The sequence below is a fragment of the Calditrichota bacterium genome (assembly GCA_014359355.1).
Classification (GTDB): Bacteria; Zhuqueibacterota; Zhuqueibacteria; order JANLFK01; family Oleimicrobiaceae; genus Oleimicrobium.
The window spans coordinates 1-25085 of record JACIZP010000068.1 but is presented as its reverse complement, the minus strand read 5'-3'; the positions used below and the strand labels follow the sequence as shown (position 1 = coordinate 25085).

At 62.1% G+C, this 25085-nt stretch carries 17 protein-coding genes; 12 read left to right on the top strand and 5 right to left on the bottom strand.

Annotated features, from left to right (window positions below):
- Positions 1 to 71: 71 nt before the first annotated feature.
- From H5U38_03035 to H5U38_03015, 5 genes are all read right to left on the bottom strand, one after another.
- The gene (locus H5U38_03035; GenBank protein ID MBC7185988.1) at positions 72 to 2804 is read right to left on the bottom strand and encodes a T9SS type A sorting domain-containing protein; all 2733 of its coding nucleotides are present in this window, start codon (positions 2802 to 2804) and stop codon (positions 72 to 74) included.
- Between the two features lie 285 nt (positions 2805 to 3089).
- The gene (locus H5U38_03030) at positions 3090 to 3986 is read right to left on the bottom strand and encodes a hypothetical protein (protein MBC7185987.1); all 897 of its coding nucleotides are present in this window, start codon (positions 3984 to 3986) and stop codon (positions 3090 to 3092) included.
- Positions 3987 to 4180: 194 nt separating this feature from the next.
- On the bottom strand, positions 4181 to 5596 hold the full coding sequence (locus H5U38_03025) for a DUF362 domain-containing protein (protein MBC7185986.1): 1416 nt from the start codon (positions 5594 to 5596) through the stop codon (positions 4181 to 4183).
- 507 nt (positions 5597 to 6103) lie between these two features.
- Positions 6104 to 6643 carry a phosphatase PAP2 family protein gene (locus H5U38_03020; GenBank protein ID MBC7185985.1) on the bottom strand — a complete coding sequence of 180 codons (540 nt, stop codon included), beginning with the start codon at positions 6641 to 6643 and terminating at the stop codon, positions 6104 to 6106.
- 390 nt (positions 6644 to 7033) lie between these two features.
- Positions 7034 to 7897, bottom strand: coding sequence for a DUF3078 domain-containing protein (locus tag H5U38_03015; GenBank protein ID MBC7185984.1), 864 nt, complete (start codon positions 7895 to 7897; stop codon positions 7034 to 7036).
- 161 nt (positions 7898 to 8058) lie between these two features.
- On the opposite strand from H5U38_03015, the gene H5U38_03010 reads away from it, so the two are divergent.
- The 12 genes from H5U38_03010 (at position 8059) to H5U38_02955 (ending at position 24676) form a co-directional block, all read left to right on the top strand.
- Positions 8059 to 10635 carry a glycoside hydrolase family 2 protein gene (locus H5U38_03010; protein MBC7185983.1) on the top strand — a complete coding sequence of 859 codons (2577 nt, stop codon included), beginning with the start codon at positions 8059 to 8061 and terminating at the stop codon, positions 10633 to 10635.
- Entirely contained in the window at positions 10635 to 11231 is a 597-nt protein-coding gene (locus H5U38_03005) for a DNA-3-methyladenine glycosylase I (protein MBC7185982.1), read from the top strand. Before H5U38_03010 ends, H5U38_03005 begins: the two co-directional genes overlap by 1 nt.
- A gap of 108 nt (positions 11232 to 11339) precedes the next feature.
- Positions 11340 to 13070: a glycoside hydrolase family 9 protein gene (locus H5U38_03000; GenBank protein MBC7185981.1), complete on the top strand. Its 1731-nt coding sequence runs from the start codon at positions 11340 to 11342 to the stop codon at positions 13068 to 13070.
- A gap of 27 nt (positions 13071 to 13097) precedes the next feature.
- Complete coding sequence (gene xth, locus H5U38_02995; GenBank protein MBC7185980.1) at positions 13098 to 13871, top strand: exodeoxyribonuclease III; 774 nt, start codon at positions 13098 to 13100, stop codon at positions 13869 to 13871.
- Positions 13872 to 13914: 43 nt separating this feature from the next.
- Positions 13915 to 14853 (top strand): dihydrodipicolinate synthase family protein, encoded by a 939-nt coding sequence (locus H5U38_02990; GenBank protein MBC7185979.1) that lies wholly within the window; start codon positions 13915 to 13917, stop codon positions 14851 to 14853.
- Positions 14854 to 14864: 11 nt separating this feature from the next.
- Positions 14865 to 16046, top strand: a complete 1182-nt coding sequence (locus H5U38_02985) for an alanine--glyoxylate aminotransferase family protein (GenBank protein ID MBC7185978.1) — start codon at positions 14865 to 14867, stop codon at positions 16044 to 16046.
- A gap of 9 nt (positions 16047 to 16055) precedes the next feature.
- Positions 16056 to 17501, top strand: a complete 1446-nt coding sequence (locus H5U38_02980; GenBank protein ID MBC7185977.1) for an aminotransferase class V-fold PLP-dependent enzyme — start codon at positions 16056 to 16058, stop codon at positions 17499 to 17501.
- Positions 17502 to 17684: 183 nt separating this feature from the next.
- Entirely contained in the window at positions 17685 to 20036 is a 2352-nt protein-coding gene (locus H5U38_02975) for a DUF4968 domain-containing protein (protein MBC7185976.1), read from the top strand.
- Entirely contained in the window at positions 20023 to 21018 is a 996-nt protein-coding gene (locus H5U38_02970) for a threonine/serine dehydratase (protein MBC7185975.1), read from the top strand. The genes H5U38_02975 and H5U38_02970 overlap by 14 nt, the downstream gene beginning before the upstream one ends.
- Positions 21015 to 22850 (top strand): PQQ-binding-like beta-propeller repeat protein, encoded by a 1836-nt coding sequence (locus H5U38_02965; protein ID MBC7185974.1) that lies wholly within the window; start codon positions 21015 to 21017, stop codon positions 22848 to 22850. Before H5U38_02970 ends, H5U38_02965 begins: the two co-directional genes overlap by 4 nt.
- A 101-nt stretch (positions 22851 to 22951) precedes the next feature.
- Positions 22952 to 24271: an MFS transporter gene (locus H5U38_02960; protein MBC7185973.1), complete on the top strand. Its 1320-nt coding sequence runs from the start codon at positions 22952 to 22954 to the stop codon at positions 24269 to 24271.
- Positions 24272 to 24301: 30 nt separating this feature from the next.
- Positions 24302 to 24676 (top strand): CoA-binding protein, encoded by a 375-nt coding sequence (locus H5U38_02955; protein MBC7185972.1) that lies wholly within the window; start codon positions 24302 to 24304, stop codon positions 24674 to 24676.
- The last annotated feature ends 409 nt before the right edge of the window (positions 24677 to 25085 follow it).

Genomic DNA, 25085 nt, shown 5'->3' with positions numbered 1-25085 from the left:
GAAGTGTCCATCAAGGTCCCCTCTTCCGTGTCAGGATGGCGTCAAGCGCCTCATGGTTCGCATCAAGTGTGTTATCTCGTGACCGCCACCTTTTGCGCCCACTGCGATCCCCCTGCGCTTAGGATGCACACGTACACCCCGCTCGCCACCGGGTGTCCGCTTTCGTCCGTCCCGTCCCAGGTGACCCTGTGCAAACCTGCCGGCTGCTCACCCGCCACCAGGGTGCAAATCCTCTGCCCGAATGCGTTGTAGATCGCCAAGCTCACGCGAGCGCTTTGGGACAGCCTGTAGGAAACCACCGTCTGGGCGTTGAACGGGTTGGGGTAGGCAGGAAGGAGTGCAAAACCCCGCACCGGACGGGCGGCCGTCGGCACGCGCGACGGCAACTCGGTCACGTAGGTGCTGTACACGCCATTGCCGTGCGTGGCCACCGCCACGAAGCCATCTGACTGACGGACGTCAATCATGTCCACCACCACATTGCCGATGCTCTGCGCCCCTTCCTGTACCCAAACCGTGTTCATGCTGTCCAACCTGGTGGTGGAGAATAGCCCCATGCTTGTGCCGGCGAAGTAGACCGGTTGTCCTTCGACGTAGAGAATGGCAATCCAGCGCACTGAAGGCCCACTGCCGCTGCCGTCGGGGTTCTGCTCCAAATTGCCGGCCACGGGAGTCCAGGTGTTGCCGCCGTCCTGCGAGGCATAGATGCTGATGACGCGGTAGTTGGGAAATGCCACCAGCAGTCTGTTGGCGTCGCGTGGGTCCACGGCAATGCAGCCGATAGACGGGCACCACGGGAAGTAAGGGAAATTGCTTCCGGTGATCTCTTCCGGCTGCGGCTGGCCAAGATGGGGATTGTCGAGGCGAAACAGCTTGCCTCCAGGCGTCCAGCTGAACGTTGCGTAGTAGAGGCGCCTGGGCTGGGCCTCAGACATGCCCAGGGCGGTGATCTGCCCATTAGAAACCTTCTCCAAGCGTTCCCAGTTGACGCTCGTTGGCGCCGGCGGGAAAACATAGGGGATGGCGGTCAGGTCCGAGTTGCGCCACAGCTGGTTCTGCCAGGGCAGGTACATGATCTTCTGGTCGTGGGCATCAAGAAGAAAGGGGGGCATCCACAGAGTGCCGCCACTGGCCTGCTCCGGCGTGATGTTGGTCCAGCGCAACTGACCGTTTGGGAAATCGAAGCGCCAGACCGCAAAGCTGCCGGCCTGGGTAGCGTAGTAGTCCCCGCCGTGGGCGATAGCCGTGAACCCCCCATCCATTGCACCTCCGAAAATGGCCTGCCACGGCTGCAACGGGTCCGGCACCTTGGTGAAGAGAAAGGCATTGTCCTGGGTGCCGCCGAGGATGGTCTCGCTACCAGGGGTCGCGTGGTCGATCGAGACGGAATAGAACTGAGTGGTGAGGTAGCCGTTGTTCAAGGACTGCCAGGGAATGTGGTACTCCCCGGAGCGCGGGTCGTGGGTTGGCTCGGCCAGATTATCCTCGGTCTTGAACACACCGCCATCGTTCCCCACGAGCATGACCCGCGGATTAGAGGGCAGGAAGACAATCGCATGCTGGTCCACGTGAAAGTCGCTGTACGCCCCGATGGGTTCGAAGGAATGGCCGCCGTCCCTGCTGCGGTGGAGCCCCACCGTCCCGACGAAGAGCACGTTTTCGTCATCGGGCTTGACCTTCACGATCATCATGTGGCCGCCATAGGTGATCATCTCGCCCCCCCAGGGAAGGTTGGCGGTGAGGTCGGTCCAACCGCGGTTGCGCTCGTATTTCCATAGCTTGGTCTTGAGCCCGGTAAGGTACGAGAGAAAATAGACGACGTTCTCATTGGAGCAGGCGATGCCAATGGCGGTCCGCTGGGTGGTATCAGGCCACTGGGGCGGGGAAATCTTCTCCCAGGCAAGTCCGTCAGCGGAAGTATAGACCCCATTGTCCGGGCCAATGCCTCCGATGGTGGCGTAGAGGAGGCCGGAAGGCGTGACAGCGACCTCGGTGCTCCGATACTTTTCGCCGAAGTGGAGCACCTGCCGCCAGCTTGCGCCGCCGTCGTCGCTGCGGAATAGTCCGTTGGAGGTTGCTGCCAACACGCCGTCTTGGGCGAAGGTCTCGAGGCCAAACACGTAGTCAAAGGCGTCCCCAACTTCCGGCGTGCCTGAGACGGTAGCGGGGAGGAGTGACCAGCTCTCCCCGCCATCGGTGGATTTGAAGATACCGTCGCCGCGGTAGAAGGCATCGCTGAACGTGAGATGAGCTGCGGTCCCGCCGGCCGGGTAGGATTCCCCTGTGCCATAGTACCAGATGTGTTCCCTGCCCGGCGAGCGGTTCTGGGCGATGCAGGAAACGCTGTGCAGCTGATCCGGGGCAGTAGTCTTGCGCCAGGAGCGGCCTCCGTCAGTAGACTTCCACATTCCGCCCGAAACACCCCCGGCCAGGATCACGTTTTCGTCGGTGACGTCAATCGCCAGGGCTTTGGTGCGACCGCCGACGTTGTAAGGCCCCCTTGCAACCCAGTCGACGGTGAGAGGCTGGTGCTGCGGCGCCAAGCGCTTGGCCAAACCTTTGACGAACTGCAGCTCAGCCAAGCCAATCTCGCGCGGCACCCTGTTGGTGGCAGGATCGCGCAGGCAGAACCACTCGTGGCGCTTTCGGGCAAGGGGGTCCTCCTTGGTTCCTTCTGCTGCCTCAGACTCCGTGCGCCAGGTCGTCGGCTTTGCGCGCCACCCGGTGCGCGCATAGTACAAGACAACCGCCAGGAGGACAGCAAATGCTGTGACAAGACCAACGGCAAGGAAGCGCTTTCTCATCGGGGGCCTCCTGCTGCAAGTTGAGCGCAAGCGTACACTTGTTCAGCGGGCGAGCCCAATGCGAATGCTTGCCTCCGCATTGGGCTGAGTTGACGCTCTCGCCTTGTCCTCAATGCTCCCTCGTCCGCGCGGGCCGCCGAGGCCAGGTGGACCGGTTCACGCCGGCGCGCAACGGGAGCCAGCCGGTGTATGGCTCACAGTCCTTCCTTGGCCGAAGAGCCCAAAGCGCGCCACCTATGAACCACCGGCCGGCGCGGCGTTTGTGTGGTGCAAGGCCACGCTCTGCTAAAAGCTGTATGCAAAGTCCACCCAAGGGAAGAACGGGAACCCCTCTTCTCTCGAAATAAGTTCACCAGAAGTGAAAAGGCCAAAATCCGCTGCCAGATGCGCTCCGAAGAAGCGAATGCCCAGGGAGAGAAGGCTCGTTGTCTCTTCCTCCCAAAAGAGATAGTTCTCCGACAGCAGCTTTGTTCTTCGTCCCGTGCGCAGTTCCCCGCCAAACATAAGGACAGGCTTGTCAGCCAGCTTGCCACCAGAAAAGCCCCAACCCAAGCCAGCAGTCCAACTCCGGTCCGCGTTGCCAACTGAACCCACGCCATAGAGAATCCCGCCCCCTGAGTCGCCATCCCCCCAAGGGATGTGCAGGTAGAGGAAACCCGAGGAAAGATCGAAGCTGGGCAGATGCAGCAGGCGGACTTTTGGAGCGAAAAAGGCGATTTGTTCCTCAGCCCCGGGGAGAAGAGAATAACCTCCGCTTAGCGCCAGCCAGTTGGTAATGCCAATCGCTATGGTGGGGAAAAACAGCCAGTAGACGGCGAAGTAGCCTTCGCCCTGGGGCAGGGATCGGCCGGTTGGCGCGAAGAACAACCTCGTGTTATTCGGATCTGGCTGCAGGAACCTCCCTTCCCGGAGCTCGCCCCTTAGCTTTTCGACCCTTTCGATCTCCGCGCGGGGGATCGCCACGGTGAAGCCTGCAAGGGCCTTGAGCTCAATCTGCTGCTCTCCTGTGGTGAGGATCCTGCCAATGAGCTCCGACCCGTCTCTCAAGATCACGCGCACCAGTTGCGTGGAATCTGGGCCTGCTGTTTCCTGCGCACGGGCTTGGTCGGTGGGAAGCAGGTCCAGGGCGAGGAGGAGCAGCAATTCGCGCCAAAGGGTCTTGGCTACCATTTTCGTTGACATCTTGTTCCTCCTTCCGCGCTGCTGCTGGAAAAGCCTCCCGTCGGCCCTGCGCGGCAAGCCAACGGGCAAAGCGTCCTGGGAAGCGCCCGCCTTACGAGGCCTTGCCGGCGACCAAACCGGCACGGCACGTGGGCCTCATGAGTAAGCCCTTGCGAAGGCGGTAGGCTTCTCTGTTCCTGGGGAGCCCCGTCCCCCTACTTTTCGTAAACCATCTTCACCGTGCGCCATAGGTCGCCCGCCTGGATGCGACAGAAGTAGACTCCGCTCGGCAGACCTTCCGGATGCCACGGAAAAGAGTGGTACCCGGCGTCGAAGGTTTTCTCAGACAGCGTGGCAACTTCCTCGCCCCTTGCGTTGAGAATCTGCACGGCGACGCGCTGCCTTCTTGGAAGGGAGAAGCCGATGGTCGTCCCCGCATTGAACGGATTGGGATAGTTGGGATAGAGTTCTATCTTGCGGGCCGGCATTGCACAAGGCGGCAGTGGACGGACGCCGGTGACCAGTCCTGCCCCGTCTCCGACGATCTCGATTGCCGAAAGGGCGTTTGTGCCCTCTCCCTTCTGAGAGAGCAGGAAGAGGTGGTTGTCGCACCGCCCGCCGGCCGGCAAAGGAAGGGTTTCGGCGGCCGGATCGATGCCCATGAGATAGGTGGCCACGGCGTCGGTGGCCACGGCATCCTTGCCAGCCAGCAGCACGTGATCTTCGGCAGGGCGAAAGGTTGGATTCCAGGCGCCCTCCCCCCCGCGGGCGTTCTTGACGCCGTCGATGACCGCCAGCTGCACCGGTCGGGCAAGGTTCAGGTCGCAAATGGAGCGGGGGAGGTGAGTGGATGAACTTCCTCCTTGCGTGTGCAGAGCATCTCGGCGGCCCCTGTTGCTTGGCGTCTCGTAGAGCTGCTTCGGCACGATCCCGACTTGGTTCTTGAGCGCGGCGGTGATGCCGGCCTCGTAGTGCTGCTTCAGCTTTGGAATGGAGATGTACACATCAATGTCGCGGAGGATCTGATTTACCCTGAAGGAGGAGTAGAAGAAGGCCTTCTCGCCGACCGGCAGGTCGATGAATTGAGAAAAGGGAGAGGGCTGATTGAGGTCGATCATCTGCGCGCCAAGACTTTGCCGCACTGCGGCGTAGCCGAAATTGAAAAAGGAGGCACTGTCCCAGAGTGCCTCGACGAAGTACAGATCCGCGGGACGGACACCGCAGTCTATGACCAGCTCGGCGACGGCGCGCAGCACTTCCGGATGGGTCCACATGGTCTCGGTGATGGACAGCCCTTGCAACCTTGCACTGCTGGCCGAACCGGAGCCACCGGTGAGATTGATCTTGATGGCCACGCGGCTGCCTGCACTGAACATGTCGGCGATTCCGCCCAGCGCGTCGAACAGGTGTTGCACCTTGCGCCGAATCAGGGCACGGTCATAGCTCTCTGCCTGGGTCACGGCCACCGTTGCCGAGAAAGCCCCTCCTATGTGATGGGGGTAGGCGCTGAGGCCGCGCGCTTTCCAGAGGGGTGAGATGAGCACGCCGGCGGCCGCGCTCCCCACTGCCGTCAGGAACTGGCGGCGGGAGAGCCTATGGCCAGGCGGGTGGTCCATACTGTGCCTGGTCATCTGAGAGTCTCCTTAGTCGCTATTCGGCAGTTCTCCCGGAGAGTTGTTGCCAATGAGCATGGCCCGGGCGTTCGCTCCGACACTCGAGCGCCGAGTCCTGGCGAGTGGTAGATCATGTTTGCTGCGCGGGCAAAGAGTGAGCCTTTCGCGGCCCAGGAAAGTAATGAGAGGCGCCATGCCCTGAGGCGTGTTGTCTTTGAGGTTCGACGTGCCTCGGCACACGACACTTGCAGCCGTGCATCGTGCTCTGGCGCCCCGCAGGAGCCACCAGGATGCTTCCCAAGGATGGGTTGTGGAGAACGGAGAGGGTAGCTGCGGGCTCGACCTTGTTTGGCATGCAATTCCCTGACCCCCGCCTGGCTGGTGACGCACCGCGGGGGAACACGCCCCCTGGCTGCAGTACACAACACGTCCATGTCCAGATCGAAGTGGGTCGCCCACCCGCCACATAATACGAAACCCCGGCATCAATGTCAAGAAGAAACTGCGGCGGAGGCGCCTTGGCGATCACCAACAGCGCCGCAGGCCTACGACAAGCATTCGTCGTCCGCCAAAGGTTGCCACTCTCCATCCTTTGTAGGGCTTCGTCAGCAGGGTGCTGCTCGCCACGCCGATGACTGCGCCAGCCACCACGTCGTGGGCGTAGTGCTGCCGTGAGGCCACGCGGCTGTAGGCGACGAAGGAGGCGGCAGCTATGGCCGGCGCTCCGTACTTCCAGCCGTAACGCACGCGCATGAACTCCGCCGCGGAAAAGGCAAGAGAGGTATGGCCGGAGGGAAAGGAGTGCTCGCGTCCGTTCGGGCGTTTCTCGTCGATTGTGTATTTCAGGGCCATGGTGAGGCCCGCGGTCACCGCCAACGACGCGGCCAGTTGCTTGGTGCCCTGGCCATCGTGATGGGCAAAGGTCAACACGCCGCCGGTGGTAGGCAGAGCGAGGAGGACAAGGGTCCCGGCTGCTTCCAGGCCTCCTGCTGCGACGCGATGCGGAGAGCCCAGACACAAGCTTGTCGCGATGAGGCTCACGAGAATGGAATGTCGTGCTCGCATGCAGGCGATTCTCCGAAAGTCAATGCGTTGCCGATCGGGCTCCGGGTAGAAAATGGCGCCGGCAGCGCGCTGAGCAGTGGCCGCGGACCGTCGAGCCAGCCGCGGTCACCTGCCCTTGGGCAATGGGCAGGCGTGACGCAACTTGGCCGTCCCAATCTCATGTTGCCCCGCGCCTTTGTTGCGGAGCAGATAAGGCCCGTTCGATTGTCGACACGTCCTCTCCCCTGCGCATTCCGGGAGCGCGAAGTCGGCGAAGAGCCAACCGCATCTGCCGGGCCCTCCGGCCATGGCGTGCGGCGCTGCTTCTCGCCGTCGCGTGCAAAAAGCCCTTGCTCTTCTCCTCGCGGATTGTTAGTTTTCCACAACGTTCTGTGACATGGCGATGGGACCTCAGAAGACGTCAAGCACGAAGCCTATGCCCAGGAACTCCCGCAATTGCACCTTGCGGCTCTGGTCGCGGTCATAGAGCAGGAAGATGTTGAGGTTAACAGAGACAAACTTGGCCATCCTCGCCTCGAGGCGGTTGTCCAGACGGATATCCAGCTGCCGGAAGCCGCGCAGGTTTGAGAACAGCTCCAGCGTCTGCCCGAACTTGAGGTTGCTGTTGACCGCCAGGTTGACGTCGGTGCGCGCGGTGAGCCCTGGCTCGACCTTCACCCGCTCGACGGTGGTCGGCGTCTTCGGGTCATCACTGTAGGCGGTCAAGTGCCGGGTGAAGGTGTGTTTGACGGCCACGCCAACCTTGCTTTGCACGCGGGGTGTGAACACAAGCCCAAAGCCGGAGCTCTCCATCAGGTAGGCAGGGTCCCAAAAGTCCGACTTGAGCAGAGGTGGGTCCTTGCGGTAGTCGTACCCCTCGGCGAACTGCGTCAGGAGACTCAACGACACATAGGGGTTGGAGAGCGTTTTGCTTTTGTGCGTGTACTGGGCGTAGAGGTCGATCTTGTCCTGGGTGTTCCGGGTCCCTTTGGTGCCGAGGCGCGTTTGCCCGAAGATGAGCTCCACCTTGGTCTGCCAGGCAGCGCGGGGCAGGTCCTGTGACAGGTTGAGATTCAATCCGCTCACGTAAGCTAAACTGTTATCCGCGCCTTGCGCCCAATTGGCGAAGCTGGTCTGGGCCACGTCAAGCCGGAGGCGCAATGCCTTACGCAGCGACGTGCTGTCCGGGGCCTTTGTCTGCGCAAGGCAGGACGCAGCCGCAAGAAAAGAGACTATGGCGACGCCCACTGCCGGCAACAGGCGGAGGTTCTTCATTGCTGGGTCTCTCTCCGGAGGCAGGGTCAGAAGCGTCACACGAGGGTCTGGCCTCGCCGTTCCTTGGATTTGCGTGCAAATATAGACAAAAGCTGCGCTGCAAACAAGCGGAAACTTTGCCACCAGGCAAACAGAGTGAACGGCCTTGCTGGGGGCGAAGCGTGGCTACGACAGGCGGCAAGAAGTTAGTTCTACTCATTCCGTTGGTGATTCTCGCTTCTCTCTGCGTGGTGAGAGCAGCGAAGGCCGTCAGTGAGGAGGATAACGGCGTGCACTATCTGCATCAAGGTTGGCAGTTCCGTAGAGTTGGAGAGCAAGACTGGCACCCCGCTACCGTGCCAGGATGCGTGCATACAGACCTGCTCGCATGTGGACTGATTGAGGACCCTTTCTACCGCGACAACGAGCTCAAAGTGCAGTGGATTGGCGAGGTCGACTGGGAGTACGCGGGCTCCTTTGTCGTGGAAGCAGCCCTGTTGGAAAGCGAACGCTGCGACTTGGTCTTTGAGGGGCTTGATACCTATGCCACGGTCATGCTGAACGGCACAAAGGTGCTCGAGGCCGACAACATGTTCAGGCAGTGGCGCATACCGTGCAAGGAATTTCTGCACGAGGGGGAGAACACGCTGCATGTCCTCTTTCGCTCGCCGATCCATGAGGTGATGCCGCGCCTGAAAGCCGCCCCTGCCAAACTACCCGCTGCCAATGACCCAGTGGGCACTAGCCCCTACACGCGCAAGGCGCCCTACCACTACGGCTGGGATTGGGGACCGCGCCTGGTCACTTGCGGCATCTGGCGGCCAGTGTACTTGGAGGGGTGGAATGGCGTGCGCATTGTAAGCCTGCAGCTCCTTCCGCACAAAGTGAGTAGCAACGAGGCCTTGCTGAGCGCGTGGGTGGAGGTGGAATCTACTGCGCCGACCGAGGTTACCGTCGTACTCAGGAGCCGTGAGGGGGGGATCCCGGCGATCCGGAAGAGCTTCAGGCTCGCGCAAGGGGAGAATGTGCTGCCAGTGGAGATGAAGATTCCCAAGCCCCGCCTCTGGTGGCCCAATGGTCTGGGAGAGCAGGCGCTCTATACCTTCGAGGTGGAGCTCTTGCACGCTGGGCGTGTCTTGGCGGGCAGAAGCTGCACCACCGGAATTCGTTCCCTCGAGCTGCAGCAGCTGCCTGACAAGTGGGGCAAGAGCTTCACCTTCGTCGTCAACGGAGTGCCGGTGTTTGCCAAAGGCGGCAACTGGATTCCTGCGGACAACTTCCTCAACCGCGTGGGCGAGGAGCGCTATCGCCACTTGCTGACTTCCTGTCGGGATGTCGGCATGAACATGCTGCGCGTGTGGGGAGGCGGTGTGTATGAGGACGAGGCTTTCTACCGGCTGTGCGACGAGCTTGGCTTGATGGTCTGGCAGGACTTTATGTTTTCCTGCAGCCAATATCCGGGGGACGCCGCCTTTCTGGAAAGCGTCCGGCAAGAGGCAATTTGCCAGGTGAAGAGGCTGCGGCATCATCCGTGCATCGTGCTGTGGTGCGGGAACAACGAAATGGAGTGGGGGTGGCATAGCTGGGGATGGAAGGAGCAACTGCCCGCATCGGCGTGGGCCGACTATGAAGCGCTTTTCCACAAGCTGCTGCCGGAGGTTTGCCAGCAGCACGATCCAACCCGCCCCTACTGGCCGAGCTCTCCCAGCTCCAATCTGCAGGCTGAGCCGAACTCGCCAAACTTTGGCGACATGCACTACTGGGGAGTGTGGCACGCAGCGGCTCCGTTCGCAGAGTACGAGAAGCAGACCCCGCGCTTTATGAGCGAATACGGCTTCCAGTCGTTCCCCGAGCTCAGGACGGTGGAGGCATTCACGTTGCCCGAGGACCGCGACATCGCATCGCCGGTGATGATGGTACACCAGAAACATCCGCGGGGCAACCACCTGATTCGGGAGTACCTGCTTCGGGACTATCCGCCACCCAAGGATTTTCGCGCCTTCCTCTACGTGAGCCAGGTGCTGCAGGCAGAAGGGATCAAACGTGGGGCCGAGCATCTGCGGCGCATCATGCCCAGGTGCATGGGCTCGCTCTACTGGCAGATTGACGACTGCTGGCCGGTCGCCTCCTGGTCCAGCATCGACTACTTCGGCCGCTGGAAGGCGCTGCACTACTATGCCCGGCGTTTCTACGCAGACCTGCTGGTCAGCCCGACTGAGGAAGACGGCACCTTGCGGATCTACCTCGTCTCGGACAAGAGGCGCCAGTCCCGTGCCACTCTCGCAGTCAGGCTCATGGATTTTGCCGGCCAGGTCTTGTTCTCTGAAGCACGAAAGGTCATTGCTGAGTCGCAGGGCAGCAAGGTTGTGTGGCAAATGCCAGTGAGCAAGCTGCTCAGTGGCCACGACCGCAAGGGAGTGTTTCTCCATTGTGCCCTTGTCGAAGGCGACCAATTGCTCTCTTCCAACCTCCACTGCTTTGTTCCCCCAAAGGAAATGGCGCTCCCCAGACCGCAGCTCTCGCTGCGTTGCCAGGAGGAAGACCAGCACTTCGTAGTTCTCGTCAGCTCCGATGTGTTGGCGCGGCATGTCTACCTGTCCACGGCACAGGCCGATGGCTTCTTCAGCGACAACTTCTTCGACATCTTGCCAGGTGACACGGTGCGCGTCTCCTTTACTCCAAGAGGGCCCTTGGCGTTGGAAGAGTTCAGGCAGCAGCTGCGGGTCATTTCGTTGGTGGACGCATGCGAGGCCGAGTGATGGGCGATGCGGACCGCAAAGAGCTCCCGCGGTGCGATTGGGCGGTGGGCGTGGACCCTCTGTATGTGCGCTATCACGACGAGGAGTGGGGGGTGCCAGTCCATGACGACCGCTTGCTTTTCGAATTCCTCGTGCTGGAAGGATTTCAGGCGGGACTGAGTTGGGCGACCATTCTGAAAAAGCGAGAGCGCTTTCGCGTAGCCTTCGACCAATTCGTGCCGGAGGTGGTGGCCAGTTACGCCGAGGATAAGGTGAGGCAGCTGCTGGCCGATCAGGGTATCGTCCGGAACCGGGCAAAGATAGAGGGGGCGATCCGCAATGCCCAGGCGTTCCTGAAGGTCCGTGAGGAGCGGGGCAGTTTTGCCGAATTTGTCTGGAGTTTTGTCGACCACCGTCCGGTGGTGAACTTTTGGCGAGAGATGCGCCAGGTGCCTACCAGCTCCCCGCAGGCCGCAGCTTTGAGTAAGGCCTTGCGGGCGCGTGGGTTTGTTTTTGTCGGCCCGACCATCTGCTATGCCTTTATGCAAGCGGTGGGCATGGTGAATGACCATCTCGTCACCTGCTTTCGCCACCGGGAGCTGACCCTTGGCGCATGAGCAAGCGAGGAGGGAGTCGTGCGCAGAACGGCAGTGATGCTGGTCTGGTGTATGTGCGTTGTCTGGGCCCTGCTGAATGCGGCGCCGCTTGGTGCGGCAATCCCGCGGGTGCATGTGCGGGCAAACCAGGTGGGCTACCTGCCAGGTGATGCCAAAATAGCCATTGCCTTCGCTGCCCAGCCGCTGAGCAGCGCGCGCTTTGAGGTGGTGGATGCTGTCACCGGCAGGCGGGTCTGGGGCCCCCGTTCAGTGGGGCCTAATGTTGGCCGCTGGGGTCGCTTCGCTTATCACTATCGCCTGGATTTTAGCGAGCTGCGCGGGCCTGGGCGTTTCAAGGTGCGCATCTGCGGCACGGAGTACGAGTCGCTGCCCTTCACCATAAGCGAGGAGGCCTACGGCGGCTACCATGAACTGGTGATCGCCTACATGCGGCAGCAGCGTTGTGGCTACAATCCTTTCTTGGACGAGGTTTGTCACCGCAAGGATGGCCGCACGGCGTACGGCCCCATGCCGGACGGCACGTTCATCGACGTCAGCGGCGGCTGGCACGATGCCGGTGACTACCTGCGCTACCTGCTGACCTCCGGCAATGCCGTTTGCCGCTTGCTCTTTTCGTACCGGCAGAACAAGGGCAAATTCGCAGACGAAGTGGACAACCTCGGACATGCCGGTTCCAACGGCGTGCCTGACGTTCTTGATGAGGCGCGCTGGGGATTGGACTGGATGCTCAAGATGCACCCTACGCCGGACCAGCTTTTTCACCAAGTGGCTGATGACCGCGACCACATCGGCTTCAAGATGCCGTACGCCGACTCGGCGGACTATGGGTGGGGCCCGGGCAGTTACCGGGTGGTCTATTACGCCACAGGCAAGCCGCAAGGGTTGGGGAACTACCAGAACACCTCCACAGGCATCGCCAACCTGGCGGGGCGCTATGCTGCAGCAATGGCCATGGCTGCCGATATCTGGCGCAACGACTTGGGCGAGGAGTGGTTCGCCGCCCGCTGCTTGCAGGCAGGGCAGGAGGTCTACGAGATGGGGCGGCGGCAACCCGGCTGCCAGGAAGGTACACCCTGCCGAGCGCCTTACCGCTACCACGAGCGTACCTGGGCGGACGACATGGAATGGGGCGCTGCAGAGTTGTACCGGGTCACCGGGGTGGGGCGCTACTTACAAGAGGCCCGGACGTATGCCCGCATCGCGAACACCGTCTCCTGGATGGGCGCCGACACCGCCCACCACTACGAGTTCTATCCGTTCATGAACCTTGGCCACTTTGCCCTGTGGCAATGTGCTGACGGCGCCCTGCGCGACACGTTGGCGAACTACTACCGGGAGGGCATTGAGGCCGTGTGGCGACGGGCGCAAGGGAACCCCTACCACATCGGCATTCCGTTCATCTGGTGCTCCAACAACCTGGCTGCTGCCTTCGTGATGCAGTGCCTGTTGTACGAACAAATGACAGGCGATACGACCTACCATCTTCTCATGACGGAGACCCGTGACTGGCTGTTGGGCCGCAATCCGTGGGGCGTGAGCCAGTTTGTGGGCATCCCGCAGGAGGGCGGGCGCACCCCGCAGTACCCGCACAGCGCCATCGCTCTGCATTTGGGACGGGAGATTGTCGGCGCGCTCAACGACGGCCCCGTGTATGCCTCCATATTCAACAGCCTCAAGGGGATTCGTCTGTCACGCGAAGACCCGTACAAAGAGTTCCAGTCGGAGCTCGTCGTCTATCACGACGATACCTGGGACTATGCCACCAACGAGCCGACCCTGGACGGCACCGCTGAGGCTCACTTCTTCCTGGCCTTCTTTGCCCCAGGCCGGCGGCAATAGGAACTGCTGACCGCGTAAGGAGGATCTGTGGCTGTGCTGCGCATGCTCTCGTGGAATGTGAATGGTTTGCGCGCAATCATAGGTAAAGGTTTCTTGGACTGGCTGGCAAAGGAGCAGCCAGACGTGCTTTGCCTACAGGAGACCAAGGTCGGCTTGCACCAGCTGCCAGAGGCGCTGAAGAACCTGCAGGGCTACCATGCCTTTTGGGTCGCCGGGGAGAAGCCGGGGTACAGTGGGGTGGCGCTCCTGAGCACGGCAGCACCGCTGAGTGTCTGTTCGGGGTTCGGGGTGGAGCGCTTCGACAAGGAGGGCCGCACGCAGGTCGCCGATTATGGCGAGTTTGTCCTCTACAACGTGTACTTCCCCAACGGCAAAGCTTCTGCTGAGAGACTGCGCTACAAAATGGAGTTCTACGAGGCTTTTCTTGCCCATGTGCAGGAGCTGTTGGCTGCGGGGAGGAAGGTTGTGGTCTGCGGGGACGTGAACACGGCGCACAAGGAGATAGACTTGGCGCGGCCCAAGGAGAACGAGAAGGTCTCCGGTTTTCTTCCCGAGGAGCGCGCCTGGATCGATCGCTTTTTGGCCGCCGGCTTTGTCGATACGTTCCGCCTGTTTACCTCCGAGGGCGGCCACTACAGCTGGTGGGACTACAAGAGCCGGGCCAGGGAGCGGAACGTGGGCTGGCGCATCGACTATTTCTTTGTGAGCCGCAATCTCGTTGCTCAGGTTAGGTCGGCGTTCATTTTGCCGGAAGTAATGGGCTCCGACCACTGCCCTGTGGGCATCGAACTTGCGCTGTAGGGAGTCCCTTAGAGGAGCGCTGCGCACAGCCGAAGGACAGCTTATGGAGCAGAAATGCATCTGTATTGAGGGGGTTCTGGCTCCTGTGCCGACCCCCTTCGACACCGACGAGAGGTTCCTCCCCAGTGCCCTCCGCGCCAACCTTGCTTCGCTGGCCCCATTCCCCCTTCGTGGCTACGTTGTCTTGGGTTCAAACGGCGAGTTCGTACTCCTCTCCGAGAAGGAGAAACTGCAGGTTGTGGAACATGCCCGGGTCTGTGTGCCGCCAGAGCGGCTTCTGCTGGCTGGCACTGGTTGCGAGAGTACCAGGGCCACGATTGCTCTCACCAGGGAGGTGGCGCGATTGGGCGCAGACGCCGCCTTGGTGATCACGCCCAGCTACTATCGCGGTCGGATGACTGCCGAAGCACTGACGCGCCACTTCTTGGCTGTGGCCGAGGCAGCACCGATTCCCATCGTTCTTTACAACATGCCTGCTAACACGGGCGTTGACCTCGGGCCGGAGGTAGTGATGGCGGTCGCCGGGCACCCGAACGTCGTAGGCATCAAGGACTCGGGCGGCAACGTGGTGGCCATGGCCGAAATGTGCCGGGCGGCGCCCCCTGGCTTTCACGTCTTGGCTGGCTCGGCCGGGTTCTTTCTTGCCGCATTGAGCGTGGGTGCGGCAGGCGGGATCATGGCATTGGCCAACATCGCCCCGGCGGAGTGCTGCGCCCTGTGGCAGAAGTTTCGGCACGGGGAGATAGCCGCAGCCCAGGCGTTGCAATTGCGGCTCGTGCGCCTGAACACCGCCGTCACGCGCCTCTGGGGTGTGGCAGCGTTGAAGCGCGCCATGGATATACTCGGCTTGTACGGTGGGCCGGTGCGGGCGCCGCTTCTTCCGTTGAACGAGGACCAGGCCACCATGCTGAACACCCTGTTGGAAGAAAGCGGCGTCTCTGCAGCGTGGCAGACGCAGAGGCGGGAGCCCCACTGTAAATAGCGGAGGAACTCATGAAAGGACGCACCCTGCTGATGATTCCTGGTCCCGTGGAGTTTGAACCAGAGGTTCTGGCTGCAATGGGGGCACCGACCACCAGCCACGTGGCGCAGGAGTTCATCGAGGTCTTTGCGCGCGCCCTGAGCAAAATGCGCGAAGTGTGGCGCTGCCCCTCTGGGCAGCCCTTCGTCGTCGCGGGGTCGGGCACGCTGGCCATGGACATGGCGGCAGCTAACCTGATCGAGCCGGGTGACCGCGCATTGGTGCTTTCGACCGGCTATTTCAGCGCACGGTTTGCCGACATTCTCCGCAGGTATGGAGCGGAGGTGACGGTGGTGTCGGCCCGCTTGGGGGAGACCATTGACCCGGCCGAGGTGGAAAGCGCGCTTGGCGGAGGCCGTTTCAAGCTGATGACCATCACGCACGTAGATACCTCGACGGGCGTGCGCGTGGACCCACAGCCGTTTGCCGCCTTGGCGCTCGAGCACGGGGTACTCAGCGTGGTGGATGGCGTCTGCTCGCTGGCAGCCGAGGAATTGCGCCAGGAGGAGTGGGGCATCGACGTGGCGTTGACCGCTTCGCAGAAGGCCGTGGGTGTGCCGCCGGGCCTGGCCTTGCTTGTGGCCAGCGAGCGGGCGCTCCAGGCCTGGCGGAGTCGTAAGAGTCCAGTGGGCAACTATTACGTTGATTGGGGGAACTGGCTGCCGATCATGCAGGCGTACGAGGCGCGCAAGGCGAGCTACTTTGCCACACCGGCCGTGAACCTGGTTGCCGCGCTGGACGTGAGCCTGGGACACATTCTGGCCGAAGGGATGGAGGCGCGCGTGGCTCGCCACCAGCAGCTTGGCAAGGCCTGTCGGGCGGCGATCGCCGCTCTGGGACTGCGGCAAGTCCCCACGGCAGAAGAACATGCGGCAGCAACTCTCACTGCCCCTTACCTACCCGAAGGGGTCACTGGCCCGGAACTCCTGGCGCGTGTGAAGGCCGCCGGAGCGATTTTGGCTGGCGGCTTGCACCCGGAGATCAAGAATAGCTACTTCCGCATTGGCCACATGGGCGCCACCACGTATGGCGACCTGCTGGCCACGATTGCGGCGCTAGAACAGGGCTTGCAGGCCTGCGGCTATGGAGTCACGCCAGGTGCTGGTCTCGCCGCGGCCCAAGGAGCACTGCTGCAAGGGATGAAGACGAGCTAAGAGGACGGCATGGGAGGCGAAGGTCAGACATTGGACTTGCGTAAGAGAATCGTGGGTTGGGGGCGCAGCGTGCCGTTGCTCGACGGGCGGAAGGTGCGCTACGTGAACCTCGACAATGCGGCCACCACCCCGCCGTTGGTGGACGTGGTGGAAAGCCTCAAGGAGTTTCTCCCCTACTACGCCAGCGTGCACCGAGGCGCCGGCTTCAAGTCACGCTGGAGCACGATGGCCTTTGAAGAGGCGCGGGAGGTTGTAGCGAAATTTGTAGGAGCCAACCTGCGGCACGACACGGTCATCTTTGGCCTGAACGCAACGGGGGCCATCAACAAGCTCTCGTATCGCCTCTGCCTGCCCCGCGACTTTGTGGTGATTAGCACGCTGCTGGAACACCATTCCAACGACCTGCCCTGGCGGCGGCGCGCACAGGTGGTGCGGGTGCGGGCAACCGCGGACGGACGCCTGGACGAAGAAGACTTTGACCGGCAACTGCAGAAGTACGCTGGTCGCATTGGATTGGTGGCGGTCACTGGCGCCTCCAACGTGACCGGCTACCTGCCGCCCATTCATCGCCTGGCCCGCAAGGCGCATGAGGCAGGAGCCGAGATTCTGGTGGATGCCGCCCAGCTTGGCCCCCATCGCCCCATCGACATGAAGCCCCCCCACGACCCTGAGCACCTTGACTATGTGGTGATCTCGGCGCACAAGATGTACGCTCCGTTTGGCAGCGGCGCGCTCATTGGACCCAAGGCGGCCTTTCTCCGTGGCGACCCAGAGTACTGTGGCGGCGGTACCGTGCAGGCGGTCACCACCGAGCATGTCGACTGGGCCGATCCCCCTGACCGGGAAGAGGCCGGGACTCCCAACGTGGTGGGGGCGGTGGCAATGGCTGCTGCCGCCAAAGCACTCATGGAAATCGGCATGGAGAAGATCGCAGCCAGAGAGGAGAAGCTGGTCCGCTATGCCCTCACCAAGCTGCGCAAAGTCAAAGGCATCGTCCTCTACGGAGAGACCGATCCTGCCAAGGCGCACGAACGGGTGGGTGTGATCCCCTTCAACGTTGAGGGGGTTCATCATGCCTTGGTGGCGGCGGTCCTCGGCTACGAAGGCGGCATTGGGGTGCGGAACGGCTGCTTTTGTGCCCACCCGTACGTGGTGCACCTGCTCGGCTTGACGCGCGCTCAGGCCGAGGGGTGGCGGACGAAGGTCCTGGCTGGCGACCGCAGTCGCCTGCCAGGGATGGTGCGCGCCAGCTTCGGCTGCTACACCCAGGAGGAGGACATCGACCGCTGGGTGGAGATGCTCGAACGCATCGCGCGCAGGGATTTCGCCCGCTATGAGCTTAATCCCGGCACTGGAGAGTTCTCGCCCGTAGGGTACAGCGACCCCGAGCCCAAGCTGTTCGCTTCCCGACCAAGGACCTTTGGTAGGTGGCTGCGACTGCGAAGCAAGGGCTGAGAAACGCTCAGGAGCGCAAGAGAATGAGGGCACCGGGCAAGGTCAGGCCCCGAGCTGGCTCGTTGCGGAAGCGAACGGAGAAGCTTAGTTTCCTCAGCGTCGGGCATTTTCGAGGAGGGCTAATCACCATTAGGCCGGGTGCTGTAGATCCTTTAGCATGGACGGGTCATTGGAGGAGAGTGGATGACGACACGGTCGGATAACCCACGTTCAGGCAAGGGGGCGAGCGAACTCAAAGGGCCCATGGCCTTCAAGCGAGGGGAGAAGGTTCTTTTTCATCGTTTGACTGAGGTGCTCGGGCTTGCCCAGCGCGGCAACGTCCTCGAAGTCCAATGCGCCACGCGTACCTTCCTCAATCGCACCGTGTGGACGCACGAGACGCACATGCACCAGATGGCTGAGCAACCGGGGGCCGACTCACCGCCTGTGGGCGTGGAAATCACCTTCTGGTCGCCCGATGTGTTCCGCGTCAGATTCGGCTGGGGGACTCTGCCCGAGCAGGAGCAGGACTTTCCGCCACCAGAGGCACGCATGCTGGTCGGGGCGCCCCGCAGCGACTTTCGGCTTCGAGTCCGGGAGCACGAAACCGGCTGGGATGTTGAGAGCGGGGCGATAACCTTGCACATCGACAGAGCACCGTTTCGCCTCTGGGCCACCGAGGCCAATGGCCGGCTCTTTTGGCAGCAACGCAAATCGGAACTTTTTACCTCAGACATTTTCGACACTTCGTTGGCCGCCCTGCCGGGGAGGCATGCCTGTTTCGAGGCCTTTGTGCTCGACGGCCAGGATGAGGTCTTCGGGCTGGGAGAGCGCTTCGACCATGTGGCACGCAAGGGCAGGCAGGTCGATTTCTGGAACAAGGATGCCATTGGTACCAGCACACCCCGCAGCTACATCAACGTGCCTTTCCTCCTCTGCACGCAGGGGTATGGGCTGTTTGTCAACTGCTCGGCCCGCACCGAGTGGGAAATCGGCACGATGGAGGCTTTTACCTTGGGCTTTGGCGTCGAAGAGGAATGGCTGGACTATTTTGTGATTCATGGCCCAACGCCGGCGGAGATTTTGCGCCGCTATTGCGAGCTGACCGGCTTTGCGCCTACCCCGCCGGTGTGGAGCTTTGGCCTGTGGATGAGCCGCAATAGCTACATTTCCTGGGATGTGGTGCACGAGGTGGCCCAGGGCCTGCGCCAGCGGCATATTCCGGCCGATGTACTGCATCTGGATTCATACTGGTTCGAGGAGGATTTCAACTGCGACCTGCGCTTTTCTGCCACACGGTTTCCCGAGCCGGCTAAGCACATGGCGGAGCTCCGCAAGCAAGGCTATCGCGTCAGCCTTTGGCAGTACAATTTTGTTCCCCCCCGCGCCAATAACCCGAACTACCTTGAGGGAGTGAAACGCGGCTACTTTGCCAAGGACCGCAAGGGGGATGTGTTCCGCCACCCTGCACGATTGGAGGGGATGTGGCTTGACGACGCGATCATCGATTTTTCCAATCCGAAGGCGATGGCCTGGTACACCGAGCAGATTAAGGGCCTATTGCGCATGGGGGCGGCCACCATCAAGGTCGACTTTGGCGAAGGAATTCCTGAGGAGGCCGTGTATGCGCGGATTGCCGGTCATCGCTTTCACAACCTCTATTCCCTGGTATATGCGGCTGCCATCGCCAACGCTGTGCACGAGGTGACCGGCGAATGGATCATTTGGGCGCGGAGCGGCACAGCCGGCAGCCAACGCTATCCGGTCCACTGGGGTGGCGACAGCCAATGCAGTTTCTTCGGGCTCGCTGGCACAGTGCGGGCGGCGCTGAGCATGGGGTTGTCGGGCTTTCCGTTTTTCTCGCACGACATCGGCGGCTTCATCGGGCGGCCAAGCGCGGAGCTTTACGTGCGCTGGGCGCAGTTCGGGCTGTTCTCCAGCCACGCGCGGTGCCATGGTGCAGGCAACGACAACCCGCGCGAACCGTGGACCTTCGGCCAGGAAGCGGAGGAGATATTCCGCCAGTACGCGCAGCTCCGTTACCGTCTACTGCCGTACATCTACGACCAGGCGCGCAAGTGCTCTGCCACCGGCAAGCCCATGGTGCGGGCACTGTGCATTGACTACCCCGAGGATCGCAACGTCTGGCACATCGAGGACCAGTACCTGTTCGGCGATGCGTTCCTCATCGCACCCGTCCTGCAGCCGCTTGCCGAGAGCAATACGCGCACGCTCTACTTGCCCGCGGGCGTGTGGTGGGACTACTGGACCAAGAAGCGGGTACGCTCTCGGGGCGAATGGATCACACGACCGGTGGACCTGCGCACGATGCCGATGTACGTCAAAGGCGGGAGCATCATCCCTTATGGCGAAGAGCGCGAGTGCACGGACAACAGGGTGGGACCGGTGGTGGAGGTGGAGGTCTACGGTGGCGCAGACGGCCGCCTGGACTATGACGACGGCGAGAAGCAGGCAACAATACGGTTCAGCCAGGGGCGCGTGCAGGTGAGCGGTCTACGCCCCAGGCCGCGAGTGGTTATCTATGGCCAAAAGTGACTATCACGATGAAGGCCCTTCTCTGCGGGCCGCCGTTGCCGAAGCAAGCGAGCGGATCCGCCCGTTGGTGCGGGCGACCCCTTTGGAGTACTCGGCGCCCCTGAGCGAACTGGTGGGCTGTCACGTCTTCCTCAAGATGGAAAACGTGCAGGTGACCGGCTCATTCAAGCCGCGCGGGGCGGTGAACAAGCTTCTTTGCCTGAGGCAGGAGGAGAGACAAGCCGGGATAGTGACCGCCTCCACGGGCAACCATGCGCTGGCGGTTGCCTATGCCGCCGAGAAGCTCGGGCTGCAGGGGACGCTTTTTCTGACAGAAAATGCCTCCCCGCAAAAAGTGGCAGCACTGCGCCGCTCAAGCCTGAGCTTGCGTTTCTTTGGCCATGATTGCGCGGTCACCGAGCAAGAGGCGCGGCGCGAGGCAAGTCGCACGGGTGCGGTCTACATCTCGCCCTACAACGACCTGGACGTGGTGGCCGGACAGGGGACTGTTGCCGTGGAGCTCGAAGCCGAGCTTGGGCGGGTCGACTATCTGTTCGCGGCAGTGGGGGGCGGAGGCCTCATTGCTGGCTGCGCAGGCTACTTGAAAGGGGGCGGGCAGAAGACGCAGGTGGTGGGGTGCTTGCCCGCCAATTCTCCCACCATGTACGAATCCATCAAGGCCGGGCGGATCGTCGAGGTTGCGGTGCGGCCCACTTTGTCGGACGGCACTGCCGGGGGGATCGAACCCGGTGCCATCACCTTCCCGCTGTGCCAAAGGCTGGTGGACGACTGGGTCCTGGTGAGCGAGGAGGAGATCCGGGCCGCCTTGCGGCAGGTCTTCGAGGAGCACAGGCTGGTCATCGAAGGCGCTGCAGGTGTTGCGGTTGCAGGGGCGCTCAACTTCCTGCGACAGACGCTGCCGGACAGACACGCCAATGCCGCGATCATCCTTTGCGGCGGCAACATTGCCATCGACCGCTTCAAGGAGGTGGTGTGCAGATGAGCTGGCGCAAAGTGGTGATGGCAGCCTTACTCCTGGTCTCCTGCCAATGGGTCGCTCATCAGGATTCTTTTCAGTTCGCCTGGTTGAGCGACCTGCACGTGGGCGGGGGCACCGGCACCGAGGACCTGCGGGCTGTCGTGCGCGACGTGAACCGCCGCGGCAATTGCCGCTTTGTGGTCATCTCCGGCGATATCACCGAAATGGGCGCCACCGCAGAGCTCATGCAGGCGAAGGAGATCTTGGACAGCTTGCAAGCCCCGTACTACATCATCCCTGGTAACCACGACACCAAGTGGTCGGAGTCGGCGTGCACCGCTTTCGCCCTGCTTTGGGGGAAGGAGAATTTCTGCTTTGCCTACGGCGGCTATCAGTTTGTCGGCTTGCACCAGGGGCCGATCATGCGCATGGGCGATGGCCACTTGAGCCCGGAGACGCGTCGCTGGCTGGATTCTGTGCTGGTGTCCGTGCCAGCGCGCCGACCTCTCATTGTGGTCACCCACTATCCGGTGGATGAGTCGGTCGACAACTGGTTTGAGCTCCTCGACCGGCTCAAGAGGCGTAACACTCAGGTGGTCCTGTGTGGCCACGGCCATCGCAACCAGGCTCTGGACTTTGAGGGTATTCCTGGGGTCATGGGGCGCGCGACGCTGCGCGGCAAAGACGGGGTGGGCTACACCATCGTCACCGTGGGGCCGGATAGCCTGCGCTTCGCTGCGGCAGCAGTGGGCAAAGACGAGCTGCCGCAGTGGCATGCAGTCCCAGTCAGGCGCAGGGTGCGTCGGTACGAGCAGGGCCGCTCTGCGCGTCCGGACTTCAGTGACAACGCCGCCTCCCAGGTGCGGATCTGCTGGAACTGGGAAGCAGGGTGGACCATCGCTGCGCCTCCGGCAGTGGGTGATGGGGTCGTGGTGGTCGGTGACGGCAGCGGACGCATTCACTGCCTGGAACTGGAAAACGGCCGGTTGCGCTGGCAGTACCAAACCGGAGGGCCTGTGTACGGCCGGGCGGACGTCGCCGAGGGGGTGGTGGTCTGTGGCTCGGCGGACAGCAGTGTATATTGCCTTGGCACGCAGGACGGCCATTTGCGCTGGAAGCTGCGCGTGGGGGCACCAGTGGTAGCAGCGGTTCGCGTCGCAGGCGGCACTGCTTATCTGGGTGACGGGCACGGGGTGATGCACGCCATAGACCTGCACTCCGGTGCCCTGCGCTGGCAGCACCGTGGCGCGCAGGGCTTTGTTGAGGCGCTCCCCTTGCTCTATCGCGGCATGGTTATCTTCGGGGCGTGGGACGGCCACCTGTTTGCCGTGCGCAGCGAAGACGGCGCCGAGGTCTGGCGATGGCGCGGTGGCCGCGAGGGCCTCCTCTACTCCCCAGCCGCGTGTTGGCCGGTAGCTGCCAACGGGAAGGTGTTCATCGTTGCTCCAGATCGCCACATGACCGCCCTGGAGGCCTCCACAGGACGCGTGCTTTGGCGCACGGGAAGGTACCAGGTGCGCGAGGCAATTGGTCTCTCGGAAGACAGTTCCCGGGTGTACGTGCGCTGCATGAACGACACGCTGGTGGCCATGGCCAGCGCCTCGCAGTTCCCCCAGGCGGTCTGGAGCTGCGCCTGCGGCTATGGTTACGATATCGACCCCTCCATGCCGGTGGAGAAGGAAGGATTGGTCTTCTTCGGCACCAAGAACGGGTATGTGTACGCGGTGGAGGCTTCTGGACAGGTACGCTGGAGGTATCGGTTCGGCGTGGCGTTGGTCAACACCGTCGCGCCGGCCGGCGGACGCCGCGTGGTAGTCACCGATGCAGACGGTAAAGTGGGCGTGCTTACCTGGTAGGTAGTTGACACTATTCGGCTTGTTCGGGCAGAGTCGGAGGCAGAATAGCAGTCCACCTTGAGGGAGCTGGCAGCTGTGGAAAAGGACGAGGGTAACGTGCAATGACGAATGAGGCAAAGACGGTAGGCATCTTTCACCCTTCGCGGGCACTCTATCGCTTCACCATTCTTGGGTTTGTGGCCTCGCTCTCGTTTGGCAGCTACTTCGCCTACGATATTGTCGGGGCTATTGCCCCTTCGCTTGTGGAAGACCTGGGTGCAGCGCGGGGCACGGTCGGCACCATGTACACGATGTACAGCATTGCCGCCGTGTTGGCCGTGCTTGTCGGCGGCATGCTGGTCGACCGGTTAGGCACGCGCAGGGCGAGCATCATGTTCTCCACGTTAGTCTTTGTTGGCGCGGCTATCGTGTGGCAAGCGCGCAGTCTGCCTCTTTTCTTTCTGGGGCGGTTTGTGTTCGGCGCCGGCTCCGAGCCGCTCATCGTGGCCCAGAGCGCCATCCTGGCACGCTGGTTCAAGAACAAGGAGCTCGCCCTCTCCTTCGGCATCACCCTCACCGTGAGCCGGTTGGGAACCCTTTTTGCCTTTAACACCGGCGAGCTGATCACCGGCTACTTTGGTAGCTACCGGTACGCCTTGTTGGTGGCGGTGATCGCCTGTGGCGTGTCGCTGGTGGGCAACGTTTTCTACGTACTCATGGACAGGCGGGGCGAACGCATCCTTGGGCTGAAGGATGAAGGAGCGGGCGAGCGCATCGTGCTCAGCGACATCAAGGAGTTTGGCCCCTCTTTCTGGTACGTGACGCTTCTCTGCGTCACCTTCTACTCGGCCATCTTCCCGTTCACGGCGCTCTCCACGGACTTTTTCGTGGACAAATGGGGGATTGCGCGCTATGCCGAAGCCGGTGGTGGTTTTCTTTACCAGGTGTTCAACAACTTTCTGCACATGTTCAGCACCGCCGGCGGGATTTCCTCTATCATCATCTTCGCCTCCATGGTCCTTGCGCCCTTTGCCGGGCAGTTGGTGGACAAGGTGGGTAGGCGTGCCACCCTGATGATCATCGGCTCGCTCCTCATGATTCCTGCTCATCTCCTGATGGGGCTGACGCACATCTATCCCGCCTATCCTATGGTCGCCCTGGGTGCGGCGTTTGTCCTTGTGCCCGCGGCAATGTGGCCCTCGGTGCCGCTCATTGTGCGCAAGGAGCGCGTGGGCACGGCATTTGGCCTGATGACGGCTATTCAGAATATTGGCCTGGCGCTCTTTCCGCTGCTCAACGGCTTGCTGCGCGATCTGACCAAGACGTACACCGCCAGCCTTCTCATGTTCGCGAGCTTAGGAGGGGTCGGCTTGCTCTTCGCCATCCTCCTCAAGAAGGCGGACGCCCGCGAGGGAGCAGGCTTGGAGCGCTCACGACCCTGAGTATCAGTCCTTGCGAGCGGGACCAGGCAGATGAATGACGCAGTGAAGACTGTGGTTGTCGTGGGCGCAAGCCCAAAGCGCGAGCGCTACTCGAATCGTGCGATACGTTTGCTCCTTGAACAAGGCTATCGAGTCATTCCGGTTCATCCGGCGCATCGCGAGATCGAAGGGCTGCAGGCGGTGGCCGACCTTGCGTATGTGGAGCCGCCAGTGCACACGGTGACCATGTACGTGGCCTGTGAGAGGAGCCGCCAGTTGGGGCCAGCCATCATTGCCCTGCGGCCGGCGCGGGTCATCTTCAACCCTGGCGCCGAATGCCCGGAGCTCGAGCAGGAGCTGGCCGAGCACGGCATTTCGTGTGTGCGCGCGTGCACCCTGGTGTTGTTGCGATGCGGCGAGTTCTGAGCAACGACGCGGAGCACCCTTCCCCGTCAATGGGGTGCGCGAGCGCCACGCAGTCGCCGAAGAGGAGATTAGCCGTTGCTCGGCACGCGGTTCCGCCTGAGGGCCGTAGGGCCTCCGACCAGTGGTGAGCAGACGTGAGCGCCCATGTGCATCGCCAGGCGCAGATGGGTTCCTGTTCTGCAGTCGGGTTAGACCTGGGCAGTAGGTAGCAAAATCTGCTGGACATTCGTCCGGGAAGTGCGTATATTGCTCGAGACAAGTTGCGTCTCTGTGCTTTGCTGAGGAAGCTGCTGCATTGGTAACCGGCCGACGGAGGTGCTCATGAGCGTGCTCGGCAACATCCTGTGGATTGTGCTCGGCGGCTTCTTATTGTTCCTCTGGTATCTGCTTGGGGGAGTGGTGCTCTGCT